Origin of the sequence: Streptosporangium longisporum, from assembly GCF_039534895.1 — a bacterium.
GTDB classification, from domain to species: domain Bacteria; phylum Actinomycetota; class Actinomycetes; order Streptosporangiales; family Streptosporangiaceae; genus Streptosporangium; species Streptosporangium longisporum.
The window spans coordinates 96,072-106,836 of the sequence record NZ_BAAAWD010000002.1; the positions used below are offsets into that span (position 1 = coordinate 96,072).

A 10,765-nucleotide genomic window follows, 5' to 3' on the forward strand; every position below is an offset into this window, starting at 1 on the left:
ACACGTCGTCCCGCACCGGCCCGCCGGCCGTCACGCGGACGGCACCGGCGCCGGTCCGGTGCCCGCGGGCGCGACGGCGATGGCGCGCGACGGGCACAGGTCCTCGGCCGTCTCCACGGCCTCCCGGGTCTCCTCGCCCGGATCCGCGTCGAGGACGACGACCAGGCCGTCCTCCCCGTGGTCGAACACCGTGGGAGCGCTGATCGCGCAGTGGCCGGCGGCCATGCAGCGGCGCCGGTCGGCGGTCACCTTCATGGTTTCTCCTCTCACCACTCGACGGGCAGGGTGTGGACGCCCTGCATCGTGCCTCCGCTGCGGGTGGGCAGCCCGTCCAGCGGCACGGCGAGCCGCAGGTCCGGGATGCGGTCGAAGAGGACGGAGAACGCCACCTCCAGTTCCATCCGCGCCAGGTTCTGGCCCAGGCACTGATGGATGCCGAACCCGAACGTGAGGTGGTGGCGGCCGGAGGCGGCGTTGCGGCCGCCGCCGCGGTGGACGTCGAACCGGTAGGGGTCGGGGAAGACCGCGGGGTCGCGGTTGGTCATCGAGGAGGACACCAGCACCCCCTCGCCGGCCCGGACGACGTACCCGTCGATCTCGATGTCCTCGGTCGCCACCCGCACCCCCGAGACGTCCGTCACCGACACCATGCGCAGCAGCTCGTCCACCGCGGCGGGCAGCACGCCCGGGTCGGAGCGCAGTGCCGCCAGCTGGTCCGGGTGCTCCAGCAGGGTGACCACCCCGAGCGCGATCATCTGCGACGTCGTGTCGTGCCCGCCGATCAGCAGTGCCAGCGCGATGCGCACCAGGTCCTCGCGGGTCAGGTCGCCGTCCTCGTCGACCTCGCCCACCAGCCGGCTCAGCACGCCCGTCCCGCCGGGCTCGCGTTCCTTCGCGGTGATCAGCTCGTCCAGGTAGTCCCAGAGCGCCTGGCCCGCCGCCTCGGCGTCCGCCGCGCTCTTGGCCTGCAGCAGTCCCACCGTCATCGCCTCGAAGAACGCGTGGTCGTCGTAGGGCACGCCGAGCAGCTCCGAGATCACCATGGACGGGATCGGCAGCGCGTAGTCCTCGATCAGCTCCGCGGGCGGCCCCTTGCGGAGCATGCCCTCCACCAGCCTGCCGGCGAGCTCCTCGACGCTCCCGCGCAGGGCACGCGCCTGCTTGAGGCTGAAGTCCGGGGCGAGCAGGCGGCGGTGGACGTCGTGCACGGGCGGGTCGAACCCGATGATCGCGATGGGCTTGAAGATGGGGGCGTCCAGCCGGGGCAGGACCGCGGGGAAGTCGTCGCGGGAACGGTCGGCCGACATGCGCGGGTCGGCGAGCAGCCGCCGTGCCTGGGCGTGCCCGGTCACCATCCAGATGGACTTCCCGTCCCACAGCCGTACCCGGTGCAGCGGTCCCTTCTCCCCCAGTTCCCGGTAACCGGAGGAGGGCTGCCAGGGACAGCTGCGGTCCTGGGGGTAGGCGAAGAGGCGTTCGTCCTCGGCCGGGATGGGAGTGCTCACGATGTGGTGCCTCCTGTCGTTTCGTCTCCGCGCCCCCGGCGCGGGGGCGCGGAGGAGGGCGGTCAGTTCACCGGTTCGGGGGCGGGGGTGTCCGGCCGCAGCGCGCCGGCGGCCGGACGGGGACGGGCCCAGGCGCGCATGGCGGGTTCCTCGACGAGGCGGTTCAGCGCCCACGCCACCACCGTCGTGACCCCGAACAGGACCGTGACGACGCCGAGCGCGGCCGGCACGTCCCAGGTCCGGCCGGCGCCGAGCGCGACGTGCCCGAAGTGCAGGACCAGGAAGTGCGTCAGGTAGGACGCGTAGGAGATCCCGCCCAGCCAGCGCAGGACCCGGCCGCGGAACGGCGTGGACGCGCCCCGCTCGTCCGCGGCGGCCACGGCCGCGATCAGCAGGGCCAGCGGCAGGGCGATCGTGGCGGTGAGCCCGTAGACGCTCGGCCACAGGTACATCTGCAGGGCGAACCCGGCCGCCAGGACCAGCAGCGCCGGTCCGATGCCCAGCCGGACCCACCGTCCCGTCAGGAGGATGCGGGCCATGACGATGCCGAGGAAGAAGTCCAGCGCCCGGATCGGGGGGAAGGAGACCAGGAACCAGTTCTGCACGAACGACATGTCCTGGCCGGGCAGCCGGGGCGTCCCGGGCAGGGCGAGGAGGGCGACGGCGGGCAGCAGCGCGATCACGGCGGCGACCGCGCCGGCCGTCCACCACAGCCGCCGGGCGGGGATCTTGCGGACCAGCGCGTACAGGAACGGGAAGGCCAGGTAGAACAGCAAGTCACAGGCCAGGGACCAGGTGACGACGTTGATCGTGATGACCACGTCCATGCTGGGGTACCAGGTGTGCACGAGCAGCAGGCTCGGCAGCAGCCGGGGCAGGTCCACGGCCTGGCCCGCCCACAGGGCCAGGCCGAGCGCGGCCAGCCAGGTCACCACGTGCACCGGGTAGACCTTGACCAGGCGCCGGCGCCAGAAGCCCGTCCTGGACGCCTCCTCGCGCGCCGACCAGGTCAGCACGAAACCGCTCAGCACGAAGAAGAACTCCACGCCGAGCCAGCCCGAGGCGAAGGCGAAGGTCTGCAGGGAGGCGGCCGTCTGGGGGTGGAAGAAACCCAGGACGCAGGCGTGGCACACGAACACCAGGAACGCCGCCACGAATCTCATCCCGGTCAGCGAGGGAAGCCGCACGGCCTCCCCCGACGGGTGCGTCGAACGCGTCATGTCTGTCTGCTTTCTCCGGACGGCCGCGTACGGACGGCCGCGTACAGGGCCCGCCCGGACATGGGGCGACATCAGCCCGGTGGTGGTTCCTCGCTGATCTGGATGGCCTGCGCCGGGCAGAGGAAGGCGGCCCTGCGGACCCGTTCCTGCTGCTGCGGCGCGGGCCGCGGGACCAGGACGACGACGATGCCGTCATCGTCCTGGTCGAAGACGTCCGAGGTGGCGGCCATGCATCGCCCCCCGCTGATGCAGCGCTCCCTGTCCGCCCGCACCCACATCCGGCGTCACCACTCGACCGGCAGCCGCAGCACCCGCTGCACGGTGCCCGCGCCGAGGATGGGCAGCTCGTCCACGGGCACGGCGAGCCGTATCCCCGGGATGCGGGTCAGCAGCTGGTGCAGGGCGACCTCCAGCTCCAGCCGGGCCAGGTTCTGGCCCAGGCACTGGTGGATGCCGAACCCGAACGTGAGGTGGTGGGTGTCGTCGCGCAGGACGTCGAACTCGTGGGGGCTGCGGTGCACCTGCTCGTCCCGGTTGGCCAGCGTGCCCGAGACGAGCACGCCCTCCCCCTCCCGGATGAGGTGGCCCGCGATCTCGATGTCGCCCTTGGCGATCCGGGTCGCGACCAGGTCGGTGGTGGCGATGTAGCGCAGGAGCTCCTCGATCGCGCCGGGCAGCCGGCCGGGGTCCTGGAGCACCCGCGCCAGCTGGTCCGGGTGCTCCAGCAGCGTGATGATGCCCAGGGCCAGGGACGAGGAGGTCGTCTCGTGGGCGGCGATCAGGAGCACCAGCGCGATCGAGACCAGCTCGTCGTGCCCGACGTCACCGGGGATGACCCGCTCCCGCACCAGTGTCCCGAGCAGGCCGTCGGTGGGTTCCTTGATCTGCGCGGCCACCAGCCGGTCGATGTAGTCGACGAGGTCCTGCGCCGCCGTGGCCGACTCCTCCTCGGTGCCCAGCATCACCTTGCCGCTGGCGTCCTGGAAGAAGTCGTGGTCCTCGTACGGGACACCGAGATGGCGGCAGATGACCAGGGACGGGAGCGGCACCGCGAGCATCGGCACCAGGTCGGCGGGGGGACCGTGGTCGATGATCGCGTCGACGAACCCGGAGACGATCTCCTCAAGCGCCGGGCGCATCGCGCGGACCGTCTTGAGGCTGAAGTGCGGGTTGAGGTAGCGCCGGTAGGTGTCGTGGACGGGCGGGTCCATGGCGATGAGCGCCAGGCTGCGGGCGATCTGCGAGCGGAACCGGGGTGCGACGATGGGGAACCCGGGATGGGTGCGCTGCGAGGACAGGTTCGGGTGGGTCAGGATCTCCCGCGACTCCCGGTACCCCGTCACCATCCACGCCTCGCGGCCGTCGAAGAGCGTCACCTTCAGGACCGGCCCCCGCTCGCCGATCTCCTGGTATCCGGGCGGCGGCTCGTAGGGGCAGGTGCGTTTCTGGGGATACGGCGGAGCTTCCGTCATTTCCTTCATCCTTCGACCAGAAAAGAAAGGGACGCCGCCGGTGCCGTGCGACGACAATGACACTAGGCAGGAACGGAATACGGGGCAAGGCCGGTTCAGCGTGGTTTAAGAATTGCTTGTGAATCGGCCGGACCAGCCCTGTGGAGTCGGGGAACCGCCTCCAGAAGGGTCTTTGTGTACGGATGTTCGGGGGCTTCGAAAACCTTTCTTATGTCACCGGACTCGACCACGCGCCCGTCTTTCATCACCGCCACTTCATGACTGATCCTGCGGACGACACCCAGGTCGTGGGAAATGAAGACGTAGGCCACTCCCAGCCTTTCCTGGACGTCGGCCAGGACGTCGAGCACCTGCGCCTGGATGACCGCGTCCAGGGCCGAGACCGGTTCGTCGCAGATGATGACGTCCGGCCGCGGCGCGAGCGCCCGCGCGATGGCCAGGCGCTGCCGCTGGCCTCCGGACAGCTCCCGTGCCCGCCGCCCGAGCACCTCCTCGCCGAGGCCGACGTGCCCCAGCAGCTCCGCCACCCGCCGCGCGCGTTCGGTGCCGGGGACGCGCTCGGCGCGCAGGGGCTCCTCCAGGAGCCGCAGCGCGGTGTAGCGGGGGTCGAAGGAGGACAGCGGGTGCTGGTAGATCATCTGGACCCGGCGGCGGGCCGTCCGCCGGCCGGGGCCGCGCAGCTCGGCCCAGGGCCGCCCGTTGACCTCGACCCGGCCGGCGTCCGGCGCGGTCAGGCCCAGCAGCAGCCGGCCCACGGTCGTCTTGCCCGACCCCGACTCGCCGACGATCCCGAGCGTCTCACCCGCCCGTACCTCGACCGACACCTCGTCCACCGCGGTGAACGCGCCCCTTCCCGGCAGCCTGTACCTCTTGACCAGGCCCTCGGCGCGCAGCACCACCCGCCCGGGAGCCGGGCCGGGGGCGGGGGCAGGGTCGGGGGCGGGTGCCGGCCCGTGCGGGGACGCGCCCCGGGCGGGCCCGCGTCCCCGTCCGAGCGCGGCGGCGACCAGGGTCTCGGTGTAGGGGTGGGACGGGGCCCGGAGCACCGTGCGCGTCGGGCCGTCCTCGACGAAGCGTCCGTCCTTCATCACGTACACGTGGTCGGCGATCTCCGTCACCACGCCGAGGTCGTGGCTGATGAGCAGGATCGCCGTGCCGTCGGCCGCCCGCTCGCGCAGCAGCCCGAGCACCTGCCGCTGCACCGTCGCGTCCAGCGCGGTCGTCGGCTCGTCGGCGATCAGCAGGTCGGGCCGCGCGGCCAGGGCCGAGGCGATCAGGGCCCGCTGCCGCAGCCCGCCCGACATCTCGTGCGGGTACTGCCGGGCGCGGCTCTCGGGCAGCGGGACGCCCGCCGACCCGAGCAGCCGTACGACCTCGGCGCCGATCTGCCGCGACGGCACGATCCGGTGCTCGCGCAGGGGCTCGGCCACCTCGGCGCCGACGCGGCGCAGCGGGTCCAGGGAGCCCAGGGCGTCCTGCAGGACGAAGCCGACGCGCCGCCCGCGCAGCGCGCGCCAGCGGCGGCCCCGCACCCGGCGCAGGTCCAGCCCGTCGAAGGCGAGCTCGGCGGCCTCCACCCGGGCACCGTCGCCGGCCAGCCCCACCAGGCTGCGCGCCGTGACGCTCTTGCCGGAACCGGACTCGCCGACGATCGCCACCACCTGCCCGCGGTCGATCCGCAGGGACACGCCCCGCACCGCGTCGACGTGCCCGCGACGCGTCGCGAAGCCGACGGTGAGGTCCCGCACGCGGAGCAGTTCCCCCGCGCCCGCCGGGACCGCGGTGTCCGCGGTGTTTGTAATGTCCGCCGTTTCCCCGGGGGCCGGGCTCATGTCCGTCTCCGCTCGATCCGCGGGTCCCGCCGCGTTCCCGGGTGCCGGGCTCATGCGCGTCCCCGTTCGATCCGCCGCTGCAGGTGCCCGCCGACGACGGTTATGGCCAGGACCGCGACGGTGATGGCGGCTCCGGGGAACGCCGCCGGCCACCAGGCGATCGCGAGGAACTCCTGGCTGTCGGCCAGCATCGCGCCCCACTCCGCGGTCGGCGGCTGAGGGCCGAGGCCCACGAAGCTCAGCGAGGAGCCCGCCACGATCATCGCGCCCAGGGTCACCGTCGCCAGCACCATGACCGGGCCGAGCGCATTGGGCAGGATGTGCCGCAGGACCACCTGGGCCCGCGACCAGCCGAACCCGTGGGCGGCCTCGACGTAGTGCGCCCCGCGCAGCCTGATCACCTCTGCGCGGGTCACCCGGGCGAAGCCCGGCAGGGAGATCACCGCCAGGCCCACGCTGGCGGGGCCGCCGCCGGGTCCCAGCACCGCGACGACCAGGAACACCAGCAGCAGGCCGGGGACGGACAGGATCACGTCGAGCGACCTGCTGAGCATCTGGTCCATGGTCCGGCCCAGCTGCGCGGCGGCGACCCCGACCAGGACCCCGGCGACCAGGGCCAGCGCGACCGCGCCGGCGCCGATCAGCAGGGAGGGGCCGGCCCCGTGGACGATGCGGGCGTACAGGTCGCGGCCGTTCTGGTCGGTGCCGAGCCAGTGCGCGCCGCTCGGCGGCCGCAGCGTCGCGTTCAGGTCCGCCGCGTCGGGGTCGATCCCGGTGAACAGCGACGGGAAGAGCGCCATCACGGCCAGCAGCGCCAGCACGATCGCCCCGGGCCAGAAACCCTTGGCCATGCTCAGCTCCCCGCCTCTCGCGTCCTGGGGTCGATCGTCCAGACGAGGACGTCGACCACGATGTTGACCAGCACGAACACGGCCGCGGTGAGCAGCACGATCGCGATCACCACGGGCATGTCCTTGTTCTCCACCGCGAACAGCACCAGCCGGCCGATCCCCTGCCGGGAGAAGACGATCTCGATGATCACCGCGCCGCCGATGAGCGAGCCGGCGATCCAGCCCAGGAGCGTGGTGGCGGGCAGCAGCGCGTGCCGCAGCACGTGCCGCAGGCGCAGCGCGAGCTCGCCGATGCCCCGCGAGCGGGCGGTCACCACGAACGGCTCCTCCAGCGCGCGCAGCAGCCCGTCCCGCAGCACCCCCGTCATCACCGCGACCGGCCCGGCGGCCAGCGCGACGGTCGGCAGCACCAGGCCGGACGGGGAGGAGGAGCCGATGGCCGGGAACCAGTGCAGGGTGAAGGAGAACACCGTCAGCAGCAGCAGCCCGAGCCAGAACGGCGGCAGCGCCACCACCAGCGACTCGGCCGCGGAGAACGACGAGCGCACCCACCCGCGGCGGTTCGCGCTCACCACCGCCAGCAGGACGGAGGCGGCCACCGTGACCAGCAGGGTCGCCGTGATCAGCAGCAGGGTGTGCGGAAGCTGGGACCCGATCGCGTCCCACACCGGCCTGCGCAGCACGTACGACTCCCCGAACTCCCCCCGCGCGATCCTGCCAAGGTAGGCCAGGTACTGCGTCGCGAGCGGATCGTCGAGGCGGTATTCGGAGATGATCCGCTCGCGCACCTCGGGGGTCACGGCGGACCGGGCGAGCAGCACGTCGGCGGTGCCGCCCGGCATCACCCGCAGCAGCAGGAACGTCGCCGTGACCGCTCCCCACAGCACTGCCGCCGAGGCGGCCGCGCGCACCAGCACGAGACGCGCCACGCCGGTACGGCGGCGCGGGGGGCCCGCGGCCGCCACCGGGGCCGCGGGTGTCTTCAGGACGCCAGCCATGCGCCGTACAGGTCGGGGGTGCCGTCGGCGTTGAAGCCGATCTGCCGGACGCCCTCGCGGACGGTCACCGTGGACAGGGGCGAGTAGATCGGCAGGACCGCGGCGTCCTCGGTGATGCGCCTCTGCACCTCGGCGTAGGCGCGGTGCTGCCCGGCCTGGTCCTTCGCGTCGAGCGCGCGCCGGAAGCCGGCCTCCACCTCGGGGTTGTCGTAACGGGCCATGTTGTTGCTGATGCCGCGTTCGGGCGTGGGGATGTTGTCCGCGCCGAACAGGACGCGCAGCACGTCCGGCCCGGGGGCGGAGAAGCTGGTGTCGATCAGCTCGTAGTCGCCGTCCAGCAGGCGCTTGACGAAGGTCCCGCCGTCGAGGTTCTCCTCGACCAGCTCGACGCCGAGGCTCTTGGCCGCGGACTGGACCTGCGTGGCGAGGTTGGCCACGGACCCGTCGGACCACATGTGGCGCAGCGTCAGCCGCTTGCCGTCCTTGGTCCGGTACCCGGCCTCGTCGCGCCCGGTCCAGCCGGCCTGGTCGAGCAGCCGCGCCGCGGAGGCCGGGTCGTGGGCGTAGGCCGGGGCCAGCGAGGCGTCGTGGCCGGGAGTGCCGGCCGAGAGCACGCCCCGGGCCCCCTGGTACACCCCGAAGTAGACGTTCTTGACGATCTGTCCCCAGTCGATGCCGGCGCGCAGCGCCTTGCGCACGTTCACGTCGCTGAGCGGGCCCTTGGCGGTGTTGGGCCAGTAGCTGTAGTTGATCCCGGGGTACGGCGTCGAGTGCACGGTGAAGCCGGGCTGCCCCTTGAGCGTGTTGAGGCTCGTCGGCGACAGCGCGGTGACCGCGTCGACCTGGCCGCTGGTGAGCGCGCCCAGCCGGGCCGAGTTGTCCGGCACGACCTTGACCTCGATCCGGTCCAGCCGCGCCGGGCCGCGGTGCGGCTCCGGCGCCCAGTCGTAGGAGGGGTTCTTGACGTAGTCGATGCCCTTCTGCGGCACGAGCCCGGTGTCGCTGCGGAACGGGCCGGTTCCGACGATCTTCGCGCACAGCGCGGAGGGGGAGCCCTTGAGCGTGCGGGGCGACTGGATGCCCAGGTTGGGCAGGGCCAGCGCGCCGAGCAGCCCCGAGTCGGGCCGCTTCAGCCTGATCTCGACCGTGGAGGGGCCGACGGCCCTGGCCGACCGGTAGGCCGCGAGCAGGCTGCCGGCCAGCAGCGACTTCGTCTTCGGGTCCACCACGTGGTCGAGGTTGTCGACCACGGCCTGGGCGTCGAACCTCTCCCCGTCGGTGAACGTCACGCCCTGGCGCAGCTCGAAGGTGTAGGCCAGCCGGTCAGGCGAGACCTTCCACCGGGTGGCCAGCCAGGGACGGACGGTCCCGCGGGCGTCCTGGTGGACCAGCGAGTCCAGGATCGGCCGGGTGAGCGCCCGGGCGGACTCGGTGGGGCTCTGGTGCGGGTCCAGGCACTCCGGTTCCTTCTCGACGGCCAGGCGCAGCGTGCCCCCGCTGCGGGGCTTCGCGGCGGCGGCGTCGGCGACGTTCGCGTCCCCGGCCGCCCCGCCCCCCGTCGTGGCGCCGTCCGCGCCCGAGGAGCATGCGGTGGCCAGTGCCAGCATCAACGCGGCGGCCCCTGCCGTGGTGGCAGGCTTGCGCGACCGGAACCTCGTAGCAGCACCCATCCTCATCCTCATCGCTCAGACGTCGGCTCACGCCGGAGGCGGTTCTCCGGCTGCACACACAGTGCTCGGCGGCTCTAAAGCCGGACTGAACGCGGGCGGGGACGACGAGAAGACGGCGGGGACGGCGGGAGGACGGCGGGAGGACGGCGCCGGCCGGTGCCCGGGCGCACCGGCCGCGCGGCCCTACAGGGATGAGACGATCTTGGCGAGCAGCTCGTACGAGCGGATCCGGGCGGCGTGGTCGGGCACCTGGGTGAGCACGAACAGCTCGTCGGCGCGGGTCTGGCGCAGCAGCCCGGCCAGGCGGGGTGTGATCCGGTCCGGGGACCCGACGAACTGCGGCTCGATCCGCTCGCGCAGGAAGCGCTCCTCCTGCGGGGTGAACGCGTGCGCCGCCGTCTCCTCCTCGGTGGGCAGCACGGTGGCCGGGTCCACGGTGCGCATCAGGATCTGGCCGAACACGAAGGAGGCGGCCAGCCGGTGGGCCCGCTCGTCGGTGTCGGCGGCGACGACGATGACCGCCACGCACGCGTGCGGCTCGGCCAGGTGCGGCGAGGGACGGAAGGCCCGGCGGTAGGCGTCGAGCGCCTCGGGGGCGCCTCCCCCCACGATGGCGTGCGCGTAGACGTAGGGCAGGCCCGCCCGGCCCGCGTAGGCGGCGCTGCCCGCGCTGGAGCCCACCATCCACAGCTCGGGCGCGATCGTCGGCTCCGGGATCGCCCGCACGCCGCCGCTGCCCCCGGCGAAGTACTCGCGCAGCTCGTTCAGCGCGTCGCCGAAGTCCAGCCGGCGCGGGTCGCCGATGCGGGCCGCGGTCTCGCCCGAGCCGCCCGGGGCGCGCCCGAGTCCCAGGTCGACCCGGCCGGGGTAGAGGCCGGCCAGCACCCCGAACTGCTCGGCGACCACCAGGGGCGAGTGGTTGGGCAGCAGCACCGCGCCCGAGCCGACCCGGATGCTGGAGGTGGCCTCCAGGATGGGCCCGGCGAGCACCGCCGGGCTGGAGGCGGCCAGCGCGGGGGTGTTGTGGTGTTCGGCCACCCAGTAGCGCCGGTAACCGAGTGCCTCCACGGCCTTGGCCAGGTCGACCGAGCGGCGCAGCGCGTCGCCCGCCGTGTCACCGCGCCAGACCGGCGCGGTGTCGTGCACCGAGACCCTGATTCCCTCAGGCAACGTACTCTCCTTCATCCCGTTCGCGCATATGCGGAGGCTTCCTCACG

The 10,765-nt window shown here is 73.1% G+C and carries 10 protein-coding genes; all 10 read right to left on the bottom strand.

The genetic code is table 11. The features are described 5' to 3' along the window. Window positions 1-30: 30 nt before the first annotated feature. The 10 genes from ABD832_RS00950 to ABD832_RS00995 all read right to left on the bottom strand — a co-directional run bounded on the left by ABD832_RS00950 (window position 31) and on the right by ABD832_RS00995 (window position 10,718). On the bottom strand, window positions 31-255 hold the full coding sequence (locus tag ABD832_RS00950) for a ferredoxin (RefSeq protein WP_344886939.1): 225 nt from the start codon (window positions 253-255) through the stop codon (window positions 31-33). A gap of 11 nt (window positions 256-266) precedes the next feature. After that, the gene (locus ABD832_RS00955) at window positions 267-1,505 is read right to left on the bottom strand and encodes a cytochrome P450 (RefSeq protein ID WP_344886941.1); all 1,239 of its coding nucleotides are present in this window, start codon (window positions 1,503-1,505) and stop codon (window positions 267-269) included. 62 nt (window positions 1,506-1,567) lie between these two features. Further along, window positions 1,568-2,725, bottom strand: a complete 1,158-nt coding sequence (locus ABD832_RS00960) for an acyltransferase family protein (RefSeq protein ID WP_344886943.1) — start codon at window positions 2,723-2,725, stop codon at window positions 1,568-1,570. A gap of 71 nt (window positions 2,726-2,796) precedes the next feature. After that, window positions 2,797-3,003, bottom strand: a complete 207-nt coding sequence (locus tag ABD832_RS00965) for a ferredoxin (protein ID WP_344886945.1) — start codon at window positions 3,001-3,003, stop codon at window positions 2,797-2,799. A 6-nt stretch (window positions 3,004-3,009) separates the two neighbouring features. Then, window positions 3,010-4,197: a cytochrome P450 gene (locus tag ABD832_RS00970; protein WP_344886947.1), complete on the bottom strand. Its 1,188-nt coding sequence runs from the start codon at window positions 4,195-4,197 to the stop codon at window positions 3,010-3,012. Window positions 4,198-4,292: 95 nt separating this feature from the next. After that, window positions 4,293-6,029: a dipeptide ABC transporter ATP-binding protein gene (locus ABD832_RS00975; protein WP_344886949.1), complete on the bottom strand. Its 1,737-nt coding sequence runs from the start codon at window positions 6,027-6,029 to the stop codon at window positions 4,293-4,295. 50 nt (window positions 6,030-6,079) lie between these two features. Continuing rightward, the gene (locus tag ABD832_RS00980) at window positions 6,080-6,880 is read right to left on the bottom strand and encodes an ABC transporter permease (protein WP_344886951.1); all 801 of its coding nucleotides are present in this window, start codon (window positions 6,878-6,880) and stop codon (window positions 6,080-6,082) included. A 2-nt stretch (window positions 6,881-6,882) separates the two neighbouring features. Then, window positions 6,883-7,878, bottom strand: a complete 996-nt coding sequence (locus ABD832_RS00985; protein WP_344886953.1) for an ABC transporter permease — start codon at window positions 7,876-7,878, stop codon at window positions 6,883-6,885. Next, window positions 7,863-9,548 carry an ABC transporter substrate-binding protein gene (locus ABD832_RS00990; RefSeq protein ID WP_344886955.1) on the bottom strand — a complete coding sequence of 562 codons (1,686 nt, stop codon included), beginning with the start codon at window positions 9,546-9,548 and terminating at the stop codon, window positions 7,863-7,865. The genes ABD832_RS00985 and ABD832_RS00990 overlap by 16 nt, the downstream gene beginning before the upstream one ends. Window positions 9,549-9,731: 183 nt before the next feature. Continuing rightward, the gene (locus ABD832_RS00995) at window positions 9,732-10,718 is read right to left on the bottom strand and encodes an LLM class flavin-dependent oxidoreductase (RefSeq protein WP_344886957.1); all 987 of its coding nucleotides are present in this window, start codon (window positions 10,716-10,718) and stop codon (window positions 9,732-9,734) included. Window positions 10,719-10,765 lie beyond the last annotated feature (47 nt).